Source organism: Salmonella sp. SSDFZ54 (assembly GCF_004010735.1).
GTDB lineage: Bacteria > Pseudomonadota > Gammaproteobacteria > Enterobacterales > Enterobacteriaceae > Salmonella > Salmonella enterica.
In genome coordinates this window covers 1,463,526-1,481,612 of record NZ_CP034819.1, presented here as the reverse complement: position 1 = coordinate 1,481,612, position 18,087 = coordinate 1,463,526, and the positions used below count along the sequence as shown (strand labels likewise).

Annotated in this window: 35 protein-coding genes; 32 read left to right on the top strand and 3 right to left on the bottom strand. The window is 50.3% G+C overall.

What is annotated here, in order from left to right; all coding sequences use genetic code 11:
• Window positions 1-3: 3 nt before the first annotated feature.
• Complete coding sequence (gene bfr, locus EOS97_RS07575; RefSeq protein WP_000675530.1) at window positions 4-480, top strand: bacterioferritin; 477 nt, start codon at window positions 4-6, stop codon at window positions 478-480.
• On the opposite strand, the gene hopD is transcribed toward bfr, so the two are convergent.
• Window positions 477-944: an A24 family peptidase gene (hopD, locus tag EOS97_RS07570; RefSeq protein ID WP_000495849.1), complete on the bottom strand. Its 468-nt coding sequence runs from the start codon at window positions 942-944 to the stop codon at window positions 477-479. The two genes, bfr and hopD, sit on opposite strands and share 4 nt — an antisense overlap.
• 379 nt (window positions 945-1,323) lie before the next feature.
• On the opposite strand from hopD, the gene rpsJ reads away from it, so the two are divergent.
• The 31 genes from rpsJ (at window position 1,324) to EOS97_RS07415 (ending at window position 16,216) form a co-directional block, all read left to right on the top strand.
• Window positions 1,324-1,635: a 30S ribosomal protein S10 gene (gene rpsJ, locus EOS97_RS07565; RefSeq protein ID WP_001181005.1), complete on the top strand. Its 312-nt coding sequence runs from the start codon at window positions 1,324-1,326 to the stop codon at window positions 1,633-1,635.
• A gap of 32 nt (window positions 1,636-1,667) precedes the next feature.
• Window positions 1,668-2,297, top strand: coding sequence for a 50S ribosomal protein L3 (gene rplC / locus EOS97_RS07560; protein ID WP_000579838.1), 630 nt, complete (start codon window positions 1,668-1,670; stop codon window positions 2,295-2,297).
• A 10-nt stretch (window positions 2,298-2,307) separates the two neighbouring features.
• Window positions 2,308-2,913: a 50S ribosomal protein L4 gene (gene rplD / locus EOS97_RS07555; RefSeq protein ID WP_000424395.1), complete on the top strand. Its 606-nt coding sequence runs from the start codon at window positions 2,308-2,310 to the stop codon at window positions 2,911-2,913.
• Window positions 2,910-3,212, top strand: a complete 303-nt coding sequence (gene rplW / locus EOS97_RS07550) for a 50S ribosomal protein L23 (RefSeq protein WP_000617546.1) — start codon at window positions 2,910-2,912, stop codon at window positions 3,210-3,212. The genes rplD and rplW overlap by 4 nt, the downstream gene beginning before the upstream one ends.
• A 17-nt stretch (window positions 3,213-3,229) precedes the next feature.
• The gene (gene rplB, locus EOS97_RS07545; protein WP_000301869.1) at window positions 3,230-4,051 is read left to right on the top strand and encodes a 50S ribosomal protein L2; all 822 of its coding nucleotides are present in this window, start codon (window positions 3,230-3,232) and stop codon (window positions 4,049-4,051) included.
• A 16-nt stretch (window positions 4,052-4,067) separates the two neighbouring features.
• Complete coding sequence (gene rpsS, locus EOS97_RS07540; protein WP_001138115.1) at window positions 4,068-4,346, top strand: 30S ribosomal protein S19; 279 nt, start codon at window positions 4,068-4,070, stop codon at window positions 4,344-4,346.
• A gap of 14 nt (window positions 4,347-4,360) precedes the next feature.
• Entirely contained in the window at window positions 4,361-4,693 is a 333-nt protein-coding gene (gene rplV / locus EOS97_RS07535) for a 50S ribosomal protein L22 (RefSeq protein ID WP_000447529.1), read from the top strand.
• 17 nt (window positions 4,694-4,710) lie between these two features.
• Window positions 4,711-5,412 carry a 30S ribosomal protein S3 gene (rpsC, locus tag EOS97_RS07530; protein ID WP_000529945.1) on the top strand — a complete coding sequence of 234 codons (702 nt, stop codon included), beginning with the start codon at window positions 4,711-4,713 and terminating at the stop codon, window positions 5,410-5,412.
• Window positions 5,413-5,424: 12 nt separating this feature from the next.
• Window positions 5,425-5,835: a 50S ribosomal protein L16 gene (gene rplP, locus EOS97_RS07525; protein WP_000941208.1), complete on the top strand. Its 411-nt coding sequence runs from the start codon at window positions 5,425-5,427 to the stop codon at window positions 5,833-5,835.
• Window positions 5,835-6,026: a 50S ribosomal protein L29 gene (gene rpmC, locus EOS97_RS07520; protein WP_000644742.1), complete on the top strand. Its 192-nt coding sequence runs from the start codon at window positions 5,835-5,837 to the stop codon at window positions 6,024-6,026. The genes rplP and rpmC overlap by 1 nt, the downstream gene beginning before the upstream one ends.
• The gene (gene rpsQ, locus EOS97_RS07515) at window positions 6,026-6,280 is read left to right on the top strand and encodes a 30S ribosomal protein S17 (protein WP_000130101.1); all 255 of its coding nucleotides are present in this window, start codon (window positions 6,026-6,028) and stop codon (window positions 6,278-6,280) included. The genes rpmC and rpsQ overlap by 1 nt, the downstream gene beginning before the upstream one ends.
• 163 nt (window positions 6,281-6,443) lie before the next feature.
• The gene (gene rplN, locus EOS97_RS07510) at window positions 6,444-6,815 is read left to right on the top strand and encodes a 50S ribosomal protein L14 (RefSeq protein ID WP_000613954.1); all 372 of its coding nucleotides are present in this window, start codon (window positions 6,444-6,446) and stop codon (window positions 6,813-6,815) included.
• Between the two features lie 10 nt (window positions 6,816-6,825).
• Window positions 6,826-7,140 carry a 50S ribosomal protein L24 gene (rplX, locus tag EOS97_RS07505; RefSeq protein WP_000729185.1) on the top strand — a complete coding sequence of 105 codons (315 nt, stop codon included), beginning with the start codon at window positions 6,826-6,828 and terminating at the stop codon, window positions 7,138-7,140.
• Between the two features lie 14 nt (window positions 7,141-7,154).
• Window positions 7,155-7,694: a 50S ribosomal protein L5 gene (rplE, locus tag EOS97_RS07500; protein WP_001096206.1), complete on the top strand. Its 540-nt coding sequence runs from the start codon at window positions 7,155-7,157 to the stop codon at window positions 7,692-7,694.
• 14 nt (window positions 7,695-7,708) lie between these two features.
• The gene (gene rpsN / locus EOS97_RS07495) at window positions 7,709-8,014 is read left to right on the top strand and encodes a 30S ribosomal protein S14 (protein WP_001118932.1); all 306 of its coding nucleotides are present in this window, start codon (window positions 7,709-7,711) and stop codon (window positions 8,012-8,014) included.
• A 33-nt stretch (window positions 8,015-8,047) separates the two neighbouring features.
• A complete protein-coding gene (gene rpsH / locus EOS97_RS07490) occupies window positions 8,048-8,440 on the top strand; it encodes a 30S ribosomal protein S8 (RefSeq protein WP_000062611.1) in 393 nt (130 codons plus the stop codon).
• Between the two features lie 12 nt (window positions 8,441-8,452).
• Window positions 8,453-8,986 carry a 50S ribosomal protein L6 gene (gene rplF, locus EOS97_RS07485; protein ID WP_000091939.1) on the top strand — a complete coding sequence of 178 codons (534 nt, stop codon included), beginning with the start codon at window positions 8,453-8,455 and terminating at the stop codon, window positions 8,984-8,986.
• A 9-nt stretch (window positions 8,987-8,995) separates the two neighbouring features.
• The gene (gene rplR, locus EOS97_RS07480; protein ID WP_000358956.1) at window positions 8,996-9,349 is read left to right on the top strand and encodes a 50S ribosomal protein L18; all 354 of its coding nucleotides are present in this window, start codon (window positions 8,996-8,998) and stop codon (window positions 9,347-9,349) included.
• A 14-nt stretch (window positions 9,350-9,363) separates the two neighbouring features.
• A complete protein-coding gene (gene rpsE, locus EOS97_RS07475; protein WP_000940121.1) occupies window positions 9,364-9,867 on the top strand; it encodes a 30S ribosomal protein S5 in 504 nt (167 codons plus the stop codon).
• A gap of 3 nt (window positions 9,868-9,870) precedes the next feature.
• Window positions 9,871-10,050: a 50S ribosomal protein L30 gene (rpmD, locus tag EOS97_RS07470; protein ID WP_001140434.1), complete on the top strand. Its 180-nt coding sequence runs from the start codon at window positions 9,871-9,873 to the stop codon at window positions 10,048-10,050.
• 3 nt (window positions 10,051-10,053) lie between these two features.
• Entirely contained in the window at window positions 10,054-10,488 is a 435-nt protein-coding gene (gene rplO, locus EOS97_RS07465) for a 50S ribosomal protein L15 (protein WP_001238917.1), read from the top strand.
• Between the two features lie 7 nt (window positions 10,489-10,495).
• Window positions 10,496-11,827, top strand: coding sequence for a preprotein translocase subunit SecY (secY, locus tag EOS97_RS07460; protein WP_001118864.1), 1,332 nt, complete (start codon window positions 10,496-10,498; stop codon window positions 11,825-11,827).
• A gap of 31 nt (window positions 11,828-11,858) precedes the next feature.
• Window positions 11,859-11,975 (top strand): 50S ribosomal protein L36, encoded by a 117-nt coding sequence (rpmJ, locus tag EOS97_RS07455; RefSeq protein WP_000868187.1) that lies wholly within the window; start codon window positions 11,859-11,861, stop codon window positions 11,973-11,975.
• Window positions 11,976-12,121: 146 nt separating this feature from the next.
• On the top strand, window positions 12,122-12,478 hold the full coding sequence (gene rpsM / locus EOS97_RS07450) for a 30S ribosomal protein S13 (protein ID WP_127836135.1): 357 nt from the start codon (window positions 12,122-12,124) through the stop codon (window positions 12,476-12,478).
• A 16-nt stretch (window positions 12,479-12,494) separates the two neighbouring features.
• The gene (gene rpsK, locus EOS97_RS07445; RefSeq protein WP_001029758.1) at window positions 12,495-12,884 is read left to right on the top strand and encodes a 30S ribosomal protein S11; all 390 of its coding nucleotides are present in this window, start codon (window positions 12,495-12,497) and stop codon (window positions 12,882-12,884) included.
• 33 nt (window positions 12,885-12,917) lie between these two features.
• Window positions 12,918-13,538, top strand: a complete 621-nt coding sequence (gene rpsD, locus EOS97_RS07440; RefSeq protein ID WP_000135226.1) for a 30S ribosomal protein S4 — start codon at window positions 12,918-12,920, stop codon at window positions 13,536-13,538.
• A gap of 25 nt (window positions 13,539-13,563) precedes the next feature.
• The gene (gene rpoA / locus EOS97_RS07435) at window positions 13,564-14,553 is read left to right on the top strand and encodes a DNA-directed RNA polymerase subunit alpha (RefSeq protein WP_001162094.1); all 990 of its coding nucleotides are present in this window, start codon (window positions 13,564-13,566) and stop codon (window positions 14,551-14,553) included.
• Between the two features lie 40 nt (window positions 14,554-14,593).
• Window positions 14,594-14,977 (top strand): 50S ribosomal protein L17, encoded by a 384-nt coding sequence (gene rplQ, locus EOS97_RS07430; protein WP_001216370.1) that lies wholly within the window; start codon window positions 14,594-14,596, stop codon window positions 14,975-14,977.
• A gap of 107 nt (window positions 14,978-15,084) precedes the next feature.
• Complete coding sequence (locus tag EOS97_RS07425) at window positions 15,085-15,453, top strand: DUF1992 domain-containing protein (protein WP_000266515.1); 369 nt, start codon at window positions 15,085-15,087, stop codon at window positions 15,451-15,453.
• A 10-nt stretch (window positions 15,454-15,463) separates the two neighbouring features.
• Complete coding sequence (gene zntR, locus EOS97_RS07420) at window positions 15,464-15,889, top strand: Zn(2+)-responsive transcriptional regulator (RefSeq protein WP_000285585.1); 426 nt, start codon at window positions 15,464-15,466, stop codon at window positions 15,887-15,889.
• A gap of 57 nt (window positions 15,890-15,946) precedes the next feature.
• A complete protein-coding gene (locus EOS97_RS07415; protein WP_001543084.1) occupies window positions 15,947-16,216 on the top strand; it encodes an alternative ribosome-rescue factor A in 270 nt (89 codons plus the stop codon).
• Here EOS97_RS07415 and mscL read toward each other — a convergent pair.
• Window positions 16,152-16,565: a large-conductance mechanosensitive channel protein MscL gene (gene mscL, locus EOS97_RS07410; RefSeq protein WP_000008119.1), complete on the bottom strand. Its 414-nt coding sequence runs from the start codon at window positions 16,563-16,565 to the stop codon at window positions 16,152-16,154. The two genes, EOS97_RS07415 and mscL, sit on opposite strands and share 65 nt — an antisense overlap.
• A 141-nt stretch (window positions 16,566-16,706) precedes the next feature.
• The gene (gene trkA, locus EOS97_RS07405) at window positions 16,707-18,083 is read right to left on the bottom strand and encodes a Trk system potassium transporter TrkA (protein WP_000691374.1); all 1,377 of its coding nucleotides are present in this window, start codon (window positions 18,081-18,083) and stop codon (window positions 16,707-16,709) included.
• Window positions 18,084-18,087: the final 4 nt, after the last annotated feature.

Here is an 18,087-nt window from a genome sequence, read left to right as displayed (position 1 = left end):
AAAATGAAAGGTGATGTTAAAATCATAAATTATCTCAATAAACTGTTGGGAAATGAGCTTGTCGCAATTAATCAGTATTTTCTTCATGCCCGTATGTTCAAAAACTGGGGGCTGACCCGGCTTAATGATGTTGAGTACCATGAATCCATTGATGAGATGAAACACGCCGATAAGTATATTGAGCGTATTTTATTTCTGGAAGGCATACCGAACCTACAGGATCTGGGCAAGCTGGGCATCGGTGAAGATGTCGAAGAGATGCTACGATCGGATCTCCGACTCGAACTGGAAGGCGCAAAAGATCTACGTGAGGCAATAGCCTATGCTGATAGCGTTCATGATTATGTCAGCCGGGATATGATGATTGAAATTCTTGCCGACGAGGAAGGCCACATCGACTGGCTGGAAACTGAGCTGGATTTGATTGCCAAACTTGGTATGCAAAATTATCTGCAATCACAAATTAAGGTGACCGATTAACCGTCTGGAAAGAAAACTTTCCAACCTGTTATGAAACCCGCCACCGCCAGCCATGGCCCAAAAGGTAGCGGGTTTATTAATGCCGATTTACCTCTCACCAGTAGCGCGACGCCAAACCTGCCACAGGCCAACATGGCGGCAAGGAAAACCAGTAACGGCAGTGTTTCCCAACAATGCCACGCCCCTAAGGCAGCAAGGTACTTGACGTCGCCATATCCAAGCCCCTCTTTCTGATAACGCAGGCGATAGCCCCAGTAAATTAACGCGAATCCACCATAGCCGGCGATAGCACCCCAAAGCGCATCCGGTAAACGCTCCGGCAGGCAAATCTGGTGATAAAGCAGACCACCCCACAGTAATGGACAGGTAAACCGGTCAGGCAGCAGTCCGGTACGCGCGTCGTATATGCCAAGTAATAAAGAGAACGACGCATAAAAAATGAGAAAGGGGAGGGCAACAAACATAAGCAAATCCTCGTCAAGGCTTGTGCTCACCTTTATAGATTTATGCGACAGCGACAACGACGTATTGCCAGGTTTGCCTGATACCTTCCAAAGAAAAGATGCGCGTTACCATCCCATGCGTACCATCTGGAATCGTGCTCGCATAAGAATAAAGCGCTTAATTTCTATCCGACACTTGCGTCAGGCTGAGATTTACGTATAATGCGCGGGCTTGTCGTAATTGACGGCAGGTTCGATTTGAACCTCGAATAGCCGATTTGGCTATTTAACAATGCTCCCAATCGGGGAGCTACGTAAGAACGGTTACACTCTCCCATCAATCGTAATGGGTGTGAGGAGTAATCATTTTCGTTTATAAAATAATTGGAGCTCTGGTCTCATGCAGAACCAAAGAATCCGTATCCGCCTGAAAGCGTTTGATCATCGTCTGATCGATCAATCAACCGCGGAAATCGTCGAGACTGCCAAGCGCACTGGTGCGCAGGTTCGCGGTCCGATCCCGCTGCCGACCCGCAAAGAGCGCTTTACCGTTCTGATCTCTCCGCACGTTAACAAAGATGCGCGCGATCAGTACGAAATTCGCACTCACAAGCGTCTGGTTGACATCGTTGAGCCAACCGAGAAAACCGTTGATGCTCTGATGCGTCTGGACCTGGCTGCCGGTGTAGACGTGCAGATCAGCCTGGGTTAATCAGGTCATCGAGCGATTGAGAGGTTGATACAATGATTGGTTTAGTCGGTAAAAAAGTGGGTATGACCCGCATCTTCACTGAAGATGGCGTCTCTATCCCAGTAACCGTAATCGAAGTTGAAGCAAACCGTGTTACTCAGGTTAAAGACCTGGCTAACGATGGCTACCGCGCTGTTCAGGTTACTACGGGTGCTAAAAAAGCTAACCGTGTCACCAAGCCGGAAGCGGGTCACTTTGCTAAAGCTGGCGTAGAAGCTGGCCGTGGTCTGTGGGAATTCCGTCTGGCTGAAGGCGAAGAATACACCGTAGGTCAGAGCATCAGCGTTGAACTGTTTGCTGACGTTAAAAAAGTTGACGTAACCGGTACCTCTAAAGGTAAAGGTTTCGCTGGTACCGTTAAGCGCTGGAACTTCCGTACCCAGGACGCTACTCACGGTAACTCCTTGTCTCACCGCGTTCCGGGTTCTATCGGTCAGAACCAGACTCCGGGCAAAGTGTTCAAAGGCAAGAAAATGGCAGGTCAGATGGGTAATGAGCGCGTAACCGTTCAGAGCCTTGACGTAGTACGCGTTGACGCTGAGCGCAACCTGCTGCTGGTTAAGGGTGGTGTTCCGGGTGCAACCGGTTGCGACCTGATCGTTAAACCAGCTGTGAAGGCGTAAGGGGATAGCAATGGAATTAGTATTGAAAGACGCGCAGAGCGCGCTGACTGTTTCCGAAACTACCTTCGGTCGTGATTTCAACGAAGCGCTGGTTCACCAGGTTGTTGTTGCTTATGCAGCTGGTGCTCGTCAGGGTACTCGTGCTCAGAAGACTCGTGCTGAAGTAACTGGTTCCGGTAAAAAACCGTGGCGCCAGAAAGGCACTGGCCGTGCGCGTTCAGGTTCTATCAAGAGCCCGATCTGGCGTTCCGGTGGCGTGACCTTCGCTGCTCGTCCGCAGGACCACAGTCAAAAAGTTAACAAGAAGATGTACCGCGGCGCGCTGAAAAGCATCCTGTCCGAACTGGTACGTCAGGATCGTCTGATCGTTGTCGAGAAGTTCTCTGTAGAAGCGCCGAAAACTAAGCTGCTGGCACAGAAACTGAAAGACATGGCTCTGGAAGATGTGCTGATCATCACCGGTGAGCTGGACGAGAACCTGTTCCTGGCCGCACGTAACCTGCACAAGGTTGACGTACGCGATGCGACTGGTATCGACCCGGTTAGCCTGATCGCCTTCGACAAAGTCGTAATGACTGCTGATGCTGTTAAGCAAGTTGAGGAGATGCTGGCATGATTCGTGAAGAACGTCTGCTGAAGGTGCTGCGCGCACCGCACGTTTCTGAAAAAGCGTCTACTGCGATGGAAAAAACTAACACCATCGTTCTCAAAGTTGCTAAAGACGCGACCAAAGCAGAAATCAAAGCTGCTGTGCAGAAACTGTTTGAAGTCGAAGTCGAAGTCGTTAACACCCTGGTCGTTAAAGGGAAAGTTAAACGTCACGGACAGCGTATCGGTCGTCGTAGCGACTGGAAAAAAGCTTACGTCACCCTGAAAGAAGGCCAGAATCTGGACTTCGTCGGCGGCGCTGAGTAAGTCGGAGGAGTAATACAATGGCAGTTGTTAAATGTAAACCGACATCTCCGGGTCGTCGCCACGTCGTTAAAGTGGTCAACCCAGAGCTGCACAAGGGCAAACCTTTTGCTCCGCTGGTTGAAAAAAACAGCAAATCCGGTGGTCGTAACAACAATGGCCGTATCACCACTCGTCATATCGGTGGTGGTCACAAACAGGCTTATCGTATTGTTGACTTCAAACGCAACAAAGACGGTATCCCGGCAGTTGTTGAACGTCTTGAGTACGATCCGAACCGTTCCGCGAACATCGCGCTGGTTCTGTACAAAGACGGCGAACGCCGTTACATCCTGGCCCCGAAAGGCCTGAAAGCTGGCGACCAGATTCAGTCTGGCGTTGATGCTGCAATCAAAGCAGGCAACACCCTGCCGATGCGCAATATCCCGGTTGGTTCTACCGTTCATAACGTAGAAATGAAACCAGGTAAAGGCGGTCAGCTGGCGCGTTCCGCTGGTACTTACGTTCAGATCGTTGCTCGCGATGGCGCTTATGTCACCCTGCGTCTGCGTTCTGGTGAAATGCGTAAAGTCGAAGCAGACTGCCGTGCAACCCTGGGCGAAGTTGGCAATGCTGAGCATATGCTGCGCGTTCTGGGTAAAGCAGGTGCTGCACGCTGGCGTGGCGTTCGTCCTACCGTTCGCGGTACTGCGATGAACCCAGTAGACCACCCACATGGTGGTGGTGAAGGTCGTAACTTTGGTAAGCACCCGGTAACTCCGTGGGGCGTTCAGACCAAAGGTAAGAAGACCCGCAGCAACAAGCGTACTGATAAATTCATCGTACGTCGCCGTAGCAAATAATTTTAGAGGATAAGCCATGCCACGTTCTCTCAAGAAAGGTCCTTTTATTGACCTGCACTTGCTGAAGAAGGTAGAGAAAGCGGTGGAAAGCGGAGACAAGAAGCCCCTGCGCACCTGGTCCCGTCGTTCAACGATCTTTCCTAACATGATCGGTTTGACCATCGCTGTCCATAATGGTCGTCAGCACGTTCCGGTATTTGTTTCCGACGAAATGGTCGGTCACAAACTGGGTGAATTCGCACCGACTCGTACTTATCGCGGCCACGCTGCTGATAAAAAAGCGAAGAAGAAATAAGGTAGGAGGAAGAGATGGAAACTATCGCTAAACATCGCCATGCTCGTTCTTCTGCTCAGAAGGTTCGCCTTGTTGCTGACCTGATTCGCGGTAAGAAAGTGTCGCAGGCTCTGGATATTCTGACCTACACCAACAAGAAAGCGGCTGTACTGGTCAAGAAAGTTCTGGAATCTGCCATTGCTAACGCTGAACACAACGATGGCGCTGACATTGACGATCTGAAAGTTACGAAAATTTTCGTAGACGAAGGCCCGAGCATGAAGCGCATTATGCCGCGTGCAAAAGGTCGTGCAGATCGCATCCTGAAGCGCACCAGCCACATCACTGTGGTTGTGTCCGATCGCTGAGACTCTGGAGACTAGCAATGGGTCAGAAAGTACATCCTAATGGTATTCGCCTGGGTATTGTAAAACCATGGAACTCTACCTGGTTTGCGAACACCAAAGAATTCGCTGACAACCTGGACAGCGATTTTAAAGTACGTCAGTACCTGACGAAGGAACTGGCTAAAGCGTCTGTATCTCGTATCGTTATCGAGCGTCCGGCTAAGAGCATCCGTGTGACTATTCACACCGCTCGCCCGGGTATCGTTATCGGTAAAAAAGGTGAAGACGTAGAAAAACTGCGTAAGGTCGTAGCGGATATCGCTGGCGTTCCTGCACAGATCAACATCGCCGAAGTTCGTAAACCTGAACTGGACGCTAAACTGGTTGCTGACAGCATCACTTCTCAGCTGGAACGTCGCGTTATGTTCCGTCGTGCGATGAAGCGTGCTGTACAGAACGCCATGCGTCTGGGCGCTAAAGGTATCAAAGTTGAAGTTAGCGGCCGTCTGGGCGGCGCGGAAATCGCACGTACCGAATGGTACCGCGAAGGTCGCGTACCGCTGCACACTCTGCGTGCTGACATCGACTACAACACCTCTGAAGCGCACACCACTTATGGTGTAATCGGCGTTAAAGTGTGGATCTTCAAAGGCGAGATCCTGGGTGGTATGGCTGCTGTTGAACAACCGGAAAAACCGGCTGCTCAACCGAAAAAGCAGCAGCGTAAAGGCCGTAAATAAGGAGCGTCGCTGATGTTACAACCAAAGCGTACAAAATTCCGTAAAATGCACAAAGGCCGCAACCGTGGTCTGGCTGCAGGCGCGGATGTTAGCTTCGGCAGCTTCGGCCTGAAAGCTGTTGGCCGTGGTCGTCTGACTGCCCGTCAGATCGAAGCAGCACGTCGTGCTATGACCCGTGCAGTTAAGCGTCAAGGTAAGATCTGGATCCGTGTATTCCCGGACAAACCGATCACTGAAAAGCCGCTGGCAGTGCGTATGGGTAAAGGTAAAGGTAACGTGGAGTATTGGGTTGCCTTGATTCAGCCGGGTAAAGTCCTGTATGAAATGGACGGCGTACCGGAAGAGCTGGCCCGTGAAGCATTCAAGCTGGCAGCAGCGAAACTGCCGATTAAAACCACCTTTGTAACTAAGACGGTGATGTAATGAAAGCAAAAGAGCTGCGTGAGAAGAGCGTTGAAGAGCTGAACACCGAGCTACTGAACCTGCTGCGTGAGCAGTTCAACCTGCGTATGCAGGCTGCAAGTGGCCAGCTGCAACAGTCTCACCTGTTGAAGCAAGTGCGTCGTGATGTCGCACGCGTTAAGACTTTACTGACTGAGAAGGCGGGTGCGTAATGACCGATAAAATCCGTACTCTGCAAGGTCGCGTGGTTAGCGACAAAATGGAGAAATCCATTGTTGTTGCTATCGAACGTTTTGTGAAACACCCGATCTACGGTAAATTCATCAAGCGTACGACCAAAATGCACGTACATGACGAGAACAACGAATGCGGTATCGGCGACGTGGTTGAAATCCGCGAATGCCGTCCGCTGTCCAAGACCAAATCCTGGACTCTGGTTCGCGTTGTAGAGAAAGCGGTTCTGTAATACAGTACGCATTCTCAACGAATAAACGGCTCAGCGATGGGCCGTTTATTTTTTCTACCCATATCTGATTTGCGGTGTTATAATGCCGCGCCCTCGATATGGGGTTTTTTTAACGACCTGATTTTCGGGTCTCAGTAGTAGTTGACATTAGCGGAGCACTAAAATGATCCAAGAACAGACTATGCTGAACGTCGCCGACAACTCCGGTGCACGTCGCGTAATGTGTATCAAGGTTCTGGGTGGCTCGCACCGTCGCTACGCAGGCGTAGGCGACATCATTAAGATCACCATCAAAGAAGCGATTCCGCGTGGTAAGGTCAAAAAAGGTGATGTGCTGAAGGCGGTAGTGGTGCGCACCAAGAAGGGTGTTCGTCGCCCGGACGGTTCTGTCATTCGCTTCGATGGTAATGCATGCGTTATTTTAAACAATAACAGCGAGCAGCCTATCGGTACGCGTATTTTTGGGCCGGTAACTCGTGAACTTCGTAACGAGAAGTTCATGAAAATTATCTCTCTGGCACCAGAAGTACTCTAAGGAGCGAATCATGGCAGCGAAAATCCGTCGTGATGACGAAGTTATCGTGTTAACCGGTAAAGATAAAGGTAAACGCGGTAAAGTTAAGAATGTCCTGTCTTCCGGCAAGGTCATTGTTGAAGGTATCAACCTGGTTAAGAAACACCAGAAGCCGGTTCCGGCTCTGAACCAACCGGGCGGCATCGTTGAAAAAGAAGCTGCAATTCAGGTTTCTAACGTTGCAATCTTCAATGCGGCAACCGGCAAGGCTGACCGTGTAGGCTTTAGATTCGAAGACGGCAAAAAAGTCCGTTTCTTCAAGTCTAACAGCGAAACTATCAAGTAATTTGGAGTAGTACGATGGCGAAACTGCATGATTACTACAAAGACGAAGTAGTTAACAAACTCATGACTGAGTTTAACTACAATTCTGTCATGCAAGTCCCTCGGGTCGAGAAGATCACCCTGAACATGGGTGTTGGTGAAGCGATCGCTGACAAGAAACTGCTGGATAACGCAGCAGCAGACCTGACAGCAATCTCCGGTCAAAAACCGTTGATCACCAAAGCACGCAAATCTGTTGCAGGCTTCAAAATCCGTCAGGGCTATCCGATCGGCTGTAAAGTAACTCTGCGTGGCGAACGCATGTGGGAGTTCTTTGAGCGCCTGATCACTATTGCTGTTCCTCGTATCCGTGACTTCCGTGGCTTGTCCGCTAAGTCATTCGACGGTCGTGGTAACTACAGCATGGGTGTCCGTGAGCAGATCATCTTCCCAGAAATCGACTACGATAAAGTCGACCGCGTTCGTGGTTTGGATATTACCATTACCACTACTGCGAAATCTGACGAAGAAGGCCGTGCTCTGCTGGCTGCCTTTGACTTCCCGTTCCGCAAGTAAGGTAGGGTTACTAAATGGCTAAGCAATCAATGAAAGCACGCGAAGTAAAACGCGTAGCTTTAGCTGATAAATACTTCGCGAAACGCGCTGAACTGAAAGCGATCATCTCTGATGTGAACGCAACCGACGAAGATCGTTGGAATGCGGTTCTTAAGCTGCAGACTCTGCCGCGTGATTCCAGCCCGTCACGTCAGCGTAACCGCTGCCGTCAAACTGGTCGTCCGCACGCTTTCCTGCGGAAGTTCGGGTTGAGCCGTATTAAGGTCCGTGAAGCCGCTATGCGCGGTGAAATTCCGGGTCTGAAAAAGGCTAGCTGGTAATTGTCACCAATTGAATCACGGGAGTAAAGACAGATGAGCATGCAAGATCCGATCGCGGATATGCTGACCCGTATCCGTAACGGTCAGGCCGCGAACAAAGCTGCGGTCACCATGCCTTCCTCCAAGCTGAAAGTGGCAATTGCCAACGTGCTGAAGGAAGAAGGTTTTATTGAAGATTTTAAAGTTGAAGGCGACACCAAGCCGGAACTGGAACTGACTCTTAAGTATTTCCAGGGTAAAGCTGTTGTAGAAAGCATTCAGCGTGTCAGCCGCCCAGGTCTGCGCATCTACAAACGTAAAGATGAGCTGCCGAAAGTTATGGCCGGTCTGGGTATCGCAGTTGTTTCTACCTCTAAAGGTGTTATGACTGATCGTGCAGCGCGCCAGGCTGGTCTTGGTGGCGAAATTATCTGCTACGTAGCCTAATCGGAGGAAAAAATGTCTCGTGTTGCTAAAGCACCGGTCGTTGTTCCTGCCGGCGTTGATGTCAAAATCAACGGTCAGGTTATTACGATCAAAGGTAAAAACGGCGAGCTGACTCGTACTCTCAACGATGCTGTTGAAGTTAAACATGCAGATAATGCACTGACCTTCGGTCCGCGTGATGGTTACGCAGACGGTTGGGCACAGGCTGGTACCGCGCGTGCCCTGCTGAACTCAATGGTTATCGGTGTTACCGAAGGCTTCACTAAGAAGCTGCAGCTGGTTGGTGTAGGTTATCGTGCAGCGGTTAAAGGGAATGTAGTAAACCTGTCTTTAGGTTTCTCTCACCCGGTTGACCATCAGCTGCCGGCAGGTATCACTGCTGAATGTCCGACTCAAACTGAAATCGTGCTGAAAGGCGCTGATAAGCAGGTGATCGGCCAGGTTGCAGCAGATCTGCGCGCCTACCGTCGTCCTGAGCCTTACAAAGGCAAGGGTGTTCGTTACGCCGACGAAGTCGTGCGTACCAAAGAGGCTAAGAAGAAGTAAGGTAACACTATGGATAAGAAATCTGCTCGTATCCGTCGTGCGACCCGCGCACGCCGCAAGCTCAAAGAGCTGGGCGCAACTCGCCTGGTGGTACATCGTACCCCGCGTCATATTTACGCACAGGTAATTGCACCGAACGGTTCTGAAGTTCTGGTAGCTGCTTCTACTGTAGAAAAAGCTATCGCTGAACAACTGAAGTACACCGGTAACAAAGACGCGGCTGCAGCTGTGGGTAAAGCTGTCGCTGAACGCGCTCTGGAAAAAGGCATCAAAGATGTGTCCTTTGACCGTTCCGGGTTCCAATATCATGGTCGTGTCCAGGCACTGGCAGATGCTGCCCGTGAAGCTGGCCTTCAGTTCTAAGGTAGAGGTGTAAGATGGCTCACATCGAAAAACAAGCTGGCGAACTGCAGGAAAAGCTGATCGCGGTAAACCGCGTATCTAAAACCGTTAAAGGTGGTCGTATTTTCTCCTTCACAGCTCTGACTGTAGTAGGCGATGGTAACGGTCGCGTAGGTTTTGGTTACGGTAAAGCGCGTGAAGTTCCAGCAGCGATCCAGAAAGCGATGGAAAAAGCCCGTCGCAATATGATTAACGTCGCGCTGAACAACGGCACCCTGCAGCACCCGGTTAAAGGTGTTCACACGGGGTCTCGTGTATTCATGCAGCCAGCTTCCGAAGGTACCGGTATCATCGCCGGTGGTGCAATGCGCGCCGTTCTGGAAGTTGCTGGGGTTCATAACGTTCTGGCTAAAGCATACGGTTCCACCAACCCGATCAACGTGGTTCGTGCAACTATTGATGGCCTGGAAAATATGAATTCTCCAGAAATGGTCGCTGCCAAGCGTGGTAAATCCGTTGAAGAAATTCTGGGGAAATAAACCATGGCAAAGACTATTAAAATTACTCAAACCCGCAGTGCAATCGGTCGTCTGCCGAAACACAAGGCAACGCTGCTTGGCCTGGGTCTGCGTCGTATTGGCCACACCGTAGAGCGCGAGGATACTCCTGCTGTTCGTGGTATGGTCAACGCGGTTTCCTTCATGGTTAAAGTTGAGGAGTAAGAGATGCGTTTAAATACTCTGTCTCCGGCCGAAGGCTCCAAAAAGGCGGGTAAACGCCTGGGTCGTGGTATCGGTTCTGGCCTCGGTAAAACCGGTGGTCGTGGTCACAAAGGTCAGAAGTCTCGTTCTGGCGGTGGCGTACGTCGCGGTTTCGAGGGTGGTCAGATGCCTCTGTACCGTCGTCTGCCGAAATTCGGCTTCACTTCTCGCAAAGCAGCGATTACAGCCGAAGTTCGTCTGTCTGACCTGGCGAAAGTAGAAGGCGGCGTTGTAGACCTGAACACGCTGAAAGCGGCAAACATTATCGGTATCCAGATTGAGTTCGCGAAAGTGATCCTGGCTGGTGAAGTCACTACTCCGGTAACTGTTCGTGGCCTGCGTGTTACTAAAGGCGCTCGTGCTGCTATCGAAGCTGCTGGCGGTAAAATCGAGGAATAAGTAGCAGATGGCTAAACAACCGGGATTAGATTTTCAAAGTGCCAAAGGTGGCTTAGGTGAGCTGAAACGCAGACTGCTGTTTGTTATCGGCGCGCTGATTGTGTTCCGTATTGGCTCTTTTATTCCGATCCCTGGTATTGATGCCGCTGTACTTGCCAAACTGCTTGAGCAACAGCGAGGCACCATCATTGAAATGTTTAACATGTTCTCTGGTGGTGCTCTCAGCCGTGCTTCTATCTTTGCCCTGGGGATCATGCCGTATATTTCGGCGTCGATCATTATCCAGCTGTTGACGGTGGTTCATCCAACGCTGGCAGAAATTAAGAAAGAAGGGGAGTCTGGTCGTCGTAAGATCAGCCAGTACACCCGTTACGGTACTCTGGTGCTGGCGATATTCCAGTCGATCGGTATTGCTACCGGTTTGCCGAATATGCCTGGTATGCAGGGCCTGGTGATGAATCCAGGCTTTGCATTCTATTTCACCGCTGTTGTAAGTCTGGTTACAGGGACGATGTTCCTGATGTGGCTCGGCGAACAGATTACTGAGCGCGGTATCGGTAACGGTATCTCAATCATCATCTTCGCTGGTATCGTTGCGGGACTCCCGCCAGCCATTGCCCATACTATCGAGCAAGCGCGTCAAGGCGACCTGCACTTCCTCGTGTTGCTGTTGGTTGCAGTATTAGTATTTGCAGTGACGTTCTTTGTAGTATTCGTTGAACGTGGTCAACGCCGTATTGTGGTAAACTACGCCAAACGTCAGCAAGGTCGTCGTGTCTATGCTGCACAGAGCACACATTTACCGCTGAAAGTGAATATGGCGGGGGTAATCCCGGCAATCTTCGCTTCCAGTATTATTCTGTTCCCGGCGACCATCGCGTCATGGTTCGGGGGCGGTACTGGTTGGAACTGGCTGACAACAATTTCGCTGTATTTGCAGCCTGGGCAACCGCTTTATGTGTTACTCTATGCGTCTGCAATCATCTTCTTCTGTTTCTTCTACACGGCGTTGGTTTTCAACCCGCGTGAAACAGCAGATAACCTGAAGAAGTCCGGTGCATTTGTACCAGGAATTCGTCCGGGAGAGCAAACGGCGAAGTATATCGATAAAGTAATGACCCGCCTGACCCTGGTTGGTGCGCTGTATATTACCTTTATCTGCCTGATCCCGGAGTTCATGCGTGATGCAATGAAAGTGCCGTTCTACTTCGGTGGGACCTCACTGCTTATCGTTGTTGTCGTGATTATGGACTTTATGGCTCAAGTGCAAACTCTGATGATGTCCAGTCAGTATGAGTCTGCATTGAAGAAGGCGAACCTGAAAGGCTACGGCCGTTAATTGGTCGCCTGAGAAGTTACGGAGAGTAAAAATGAAAGTTCGTGCTTCCGTCAAGAAATTATGCCGTAACTGCAAAATCGTTAAGCGTGATGGTGTCATCCGTGTGATTTGCAGTGCCGAGCCGAAGCATAAACAGCGCCAAGGCTGATTTTTTCGCATATTTTTCTTGCAAAGTTGGGTTGAGCTGGCTAGATTAGCCAGCCAATCTTTTGTATGTCTGTACGTTTCCATTTGAGTATCCTGAAAACGGGCTTTTCAGCATGGTACGTACATATTAAATAGTAGGAGTGCATAGTGGCCCGTATAGCAGGCATTAACATTCCTGATCAGAAACACGCCGTGATCGCGTTAACTTCGATCTACGGTGTCGGCAAGACCCGTTCTAAAGCCATCCTGGCTGCAGCGGGTATCGCTGAAAATGTTAAGATCAGTGAGCTGTCTGAAGAACAAATCGACACGCTGCGTGACGAAGTTGCCAAATTTGTCGTTGAAGGTGATCTGCGCCGTGAAATCAGCATGAGCATCAAGCGCCTGATGGATCTTGGTTGCTATCGCGGTTTTCGTCATCGTCGTGGTCTCCCGGTTCGCGGTCAGCGTACCAAGACCAACGCTCGTACCCGTAAGGGTCCGCGCAAACCGATCAAGAAATAATCGGGGTGATTGAATAATGGCAAAGGCACCAGTTCGCGCACGTAAACGTGTAAGAAAACAAGTCTCTGACGGCGTGGCTCATATCCATGCTTCTTTCAACAACACCATCGTGACTATTACCGATCGTCAGGGTAATGCGCTGGGTTGGGCAACAGCCGGTGGTTCCGGTTTCCGTGGTTCTCGCAAATCCACTCCGTTTGCAGCTCAGGTTGCAGCAGAGCGTTGCGCTGACGCCGTGAAAGAATACGGTATCAAGAATCTGGAAGTTATGGTTAAAGGTCCGGGTCCAGGCCGCGAATCTACTATTCGTGCTCTGAACGCCGCTGGTTTCCGCATCACTAATATTACTGATGTGACTCCGATCCCTCATAACGGTTGTCGTCCGCCGAAAAAACGTCGCGTATAACGCTTCGTTTTCCAGGTTAGTTGGAGAAAGAAAATGGCAAGATATTTGGGTCCTAAGCTCAAGCTGAGCCGTCGTGAGGGCACCGACTTATTCCTTAAGTCTGGCGTTCGCGCGATCGATACCAAGTGTAAAATTGAACAAGCTCCTGGCCAGCACGGTGCGCGCAAGCCGCGTCTGTCTGACTATGGTGTGCAGTTGCGTGAAAAGCAAAAAGTTCGCCGCATTTACGGTGTGCTGGAGCGTCAGTTCCGTAACTACTACAAAGAAGCAGCACGTCTGAAAGGCAACACCGGTGAAAACCTGTTGGCTCTGCTGGAAGGTCGTCTGGACAACGTTGTATACCGTATGGGCTTCGGCGCCACTCGTGCAGAAGCACGTCAGCTGGTTAGCCATAAAGCAATTATGGTAAACGGTCGTGTTGTTAACATCGCTTCTTATCAGGTTAGTCCGAATGACGTTGTTAGCATTCGTGAGAAAGCGAAGAAGCAGTCTCGCGTGAAAGCCGCTCTGGAGCTGGCTGAGCAGCGTGAAAAGCCAACCTGGCTGGAAGTTGATGCTGGCAAGATGGAAGGTACGTACAAGCGTAAGCCTGAGCGTTCTGATCTGTCTGCGGACATTAACGAACACCTGATCGTCGAGCTTTACTCCAAGTAAAGCTTAGTACCAAAGAGAGGACACAATGCAGGGTTCTGTGACAGAGTTTCTAAAACCGCGCCTGGTAGATATCGAGCAAGTGAGTTCGACGCACGCCAAGGTGACCCTTGAGCCTTTAGAGCGTGGCTTCGGCCATACTCTGGGTAACGCACTGCGCCGTATTCTGCTCTCATCGATGCCGGGTTGCGCGGTGACCGAGGTTGAGATTGATGGTGTACTACATGAGTACAGCACCAAAGAAGGCGTTCAGGAAGACATCCTGGAAATCCTGCTCAACCTGAAAGGGCTGGCGGTGAGAGTTCAGGGTAAAGATGAAGTTATTCTTACCTTGAATAAATCTGGCATTGGCCCTGTGACTGCAGCCGATATCACCCATGATGGGGATGTCGAAATCGTCAAGCCGCAGCACGTGATCTGCCACCTGACCGATGAAAACGCGTCTATTAGTATGCGTATCAAAGTTCAGCGCGGTCGTGGTTATGTGCCGGCTTCTACCCGAATTCATTCGGAAGAAGATGAGCGCCCAATCGGCCGTCTGCTGGTCGACGCCTGCTACAGCCCTGTAGAGCGTATTGCCTACAATGTTGAAGCAGCGCGTGTAGAACAGCGTACCGACCTGGACAAGCTGGTCATCGAAATGGAAACCAACGGCACAATCGATCCTGAAGAGGCGATTCGTCGTGCGGCAACCATCCTGGCTGAACAACTGGAAGCTTTCGTTGATTTACGTGATGTACGTCAACCGGAAGTGAAAGAAGAGAAACCAGAATTCGATCCGATCCTGCTGCGCCCTGTTGACGATCTGGAATTGACTGTCCGCTCTGCTAACTGCCTCAAGGCAGAAGCTATCCACTATATCGGTGATCTGGTACAGCGTACCGAGGTTGAGCTTCTTAAGACGCCTAACCTGGGTAAAAAATCTCTTACCGAGATTAAAGACGTGCTGGCTTCCCGTGGACTGTCTCTGGGTATGCGCCTGGAAAACTGGCCACCGGCAAGCATCGCTGACGAGTAACCGGATCACAGGTTAAGGTTTTACTGAGAAGGATAAGGTCATGCGCCATCGTAAGAGTGGTCGTCAACTGAACCGCAACAGCAGCCATCGCCAGGCTATGTTCCGCAACATGGCAGGTTCACTGGTTCGTCATGAAATCATCAAGACGACCCTGCCTAAAGCGAAAGAGCTGCGTCGCGTAGTTGAGCCGCTGATTACTCTTGCCAAGACTGATAGCGTTGCTAATCGTCGTCTGGCATTCGCCCGTACTCGTGATAACGAGATCGTGGCAAAACTGTTTAACGAGCTGGGCCCGCGTTTCGCGAGCCGCGCCGGTGGTTACACTCGCATTCTGAAGTGTGGCTTCCGTGCAGGCGACAACGCGCCGATGGCATACATCGAGCTGGTTGATCGTTCAGAGAAAACAGAAGCTGCTGCAGAGTAATCTGTAGTAACGTAAAAAAACCCGCTTCGGCGGGTTTTTTTATACCCTCCTGAACCCCACATATCTACAATAATTGTATTCTTTTCGTTCAATCCCTGGAGCGACGTATGTGGTTACTTGACCAGTGGGCAGAGCGTCATATTATCGAGGCACAGCGTAAAGGCGAGTTTGATAATCTGCCTGGCCGCGGCGAGCCGCTTATTCTGGACGATGACTCTCATGTGCCGGCGGAACTTCGTGCGGGTTATCGCTTACTCAAGAATGCGGGCTGTCTTCCCCCTGAACTGGAGCAGCGCAGAGACGCTATTCAGTTACTTGATATCCTCAACAGTATCCGGGAAGATGACCCTCGATACCATCAGGTTAGTCGCCAGCTCTCGCTGCTTGAACTAAAACTTCGGCAGGCTGGGTTGAGTACCGACTTTTTACACGGTGAGTATGCAGAAAAACTGCTGCATAAAATCAACGATAATTAACGGAGCTTGTATGTATCGCATTGGTGAGCTGGCAAAGCTGGCAGACGTAACGCCTGATACCATTCGCTACTATGAAAAACAGCAGATGATGGATCATGAGGTACGTACTGAAGGCGGATTTCGTCTGTATACCGAAAACGATCTTCAGCGTCTCAAGTTTATTCGTTATGCGCGACAGTTGGGTTTCACGCTCGACTCGATCCGCGAGCTTTTATCGATCCGAATTGATCCTGAGCACCATACCTGTCAGGAGTCAAAAAGTATTGTGCAAGAGCGATTGCAGGAGGTTGAAGCCAGGATTGCGGAACTGCAAACGATGCAGCGTTCGTTACAAAGGCTTAATGATGCTTGTTGCGGAACGGCCCACAGTAGCGTCTATTGTTCCATTCTGGAAGCCCTGGAGCAGGGGGCCAGTGGGGCGAAATCAGGATGTTGATTTATTGAACCGGCGGGGCTACACTCGCGCCGTTAATTTATACAATCGGGAGACATTATGAGTCGTTATCAACATAAGAAAGGGCAGATAAAGGACAATGCCATCGAGGCATTACTGCACGATCCCCTTTTCAGGCAACGCGTTGAAAAAAATAAGAAAGGCAAAGGAAGTTATCTGCGTAAAGGTAAACACGGTAATCGAGGGAACTGGGAGGCCAGTGGCAAGAAAGTAAGTGACTTTTTTACCACTGGCCTTCTGCTTATTAAGAACGGTTATTTTGTTCTTTCAGCAGATCGCGGATTTCGCCCAATAACACTTCCTCTTTAGAAGGCGCTGGCGGAGCTGCCGGCTCTTCTGCTTTTTTACGGTTGAGTCTGTTGATAAGCTTAATGGCAACAAAGATAGCAAAGGCCACAATCACAAAATCAAATACGTTCTGGATAAACACGCCGTAATGCATGACGACCGCCGGAATATCTCCCTGCGCTTCGCGTAACGTAAAAGCAAATTGTTTAAAGTCGATCCCGCCGATTAACAATCCCAACGGCGGCATAATGATATCGGCAACCAGTGAAGAAACAATCTTACCGAATGCCGCGCCAATAATGACACCCACTGCCAAATCCACAACATTCCCGCGCATCGCGAATTCGCGAAATTCTTTAATAAAACTCATTTTTATTCTCCCTATGCAGCTGACGTTATAAGTTTAACAAATGCTAAGGCATTTTCCATTTACGGCTTCTGTTTAGCGAAATAAATTAAACCTTGATAAATAAAGGGAATTAAAAAGGGCGCTGAATGAGCGCCCCTTAAATTAGAGGAAGAAAGGACTTGGCTGGAACAGACGTTCGACGTCGGTAATAAACTTTTTATCGGTCAAAAACATAATGACGTGATCGCCTTGTTCAATGCGCAAATTGTCATTAGCAATCATGACATCATTACCGCGAACGACCGCGCCAATAATGGTGCCTGGGGGCAGTTTAATTTCGTCAATGACGCGGCCAACCACGCGGGAAGTGCTTTCATCGCCGTGCGCGACGGCTTCGATGGCTTCGGCAACTCCGCGACGTAGTGAGGAAACGCCGACGATATCCGCTTTACGCACATGGCTCAGTAATGCAGAGATGGTGGCCTGCTGCGGAGAAATCGCAATATCTATAACGCTACCCTGCACAAGATCGACATAAGCTCGACGCTGAATCAACACCATCACTTTTTTGGCGCCCATCCGCTTAGCCAACATCGCGGACATGATATTGGCTTCATCATCGTTAGTGACCGCGATAAAGAGATCGACCTGATCAATATGCTCCTCCGCCAGCAATTCCTGATCGGAGGCGTCGCCAAAAAAGACGATCGTGTTTTGCAGTTTCTCAGCCAATTCTGCGGCGCGTTGTTGATCGCGTTCGATCAATTTAACGCTATAGTCTTTTTCCAGACGCCTTGCCAGCCCGGCGCCGATATTGCCGCCGCCCACCAGCATGATGCGCTTGTAGGGTTTTTCCAGACGCTGTAATTCGCTCATTACTGCACGGATATGCTGTGAAGCCGCAATAAAGAAGACTTCATCCCCTGCTTCCACGATAGTCGAGCCCTGAGGACGGATTGGTCTGTCATGACGGAAAATTGCGGCAACGCGGGTATCGATATGCGGCATATGTTCTCGCATTGTCGAGAGCGCGTTACCTATTAGTGGACCGCCATAGTAGGCTTTTACTACTGCCAGACTGACTTTCCCTTCAGCAAAGTTTACAACCTGTAATGCTCCCGGATACTCGATCAGACGATAAATATTATCGATAACCAACTGCTCCGGCGCGATCAGATGATCAATCGGAACCGCTTCAGAATGAAAGAGTTTATCCGCATCGCGAACATAGTCCGGGGAGCGAATGCGGGCGATACGGTTTGGAGTGTTGAAGAGTGAATAGGCTACCTGGCAGGCAACCATATTAGTTTCATCTGAACTGGTGACAGCGACCAGCATATCCGCATCGTCAGCGCCCGCTTCGCGCAACACGCGGGGATGCGAACCATGCCCCTGAACTACGCGTAGATCGAACTTATCTTGCAAACTGCGTAACCGTTCGCCGTTGGTATCAACCACCGTGATGTCGTTGTTTTCGCCGACCAGGTTTTCCGCCAGTGTTCCGCCAACTTGCCCTGCGCCCAGTATGATAATTTTCATCAGT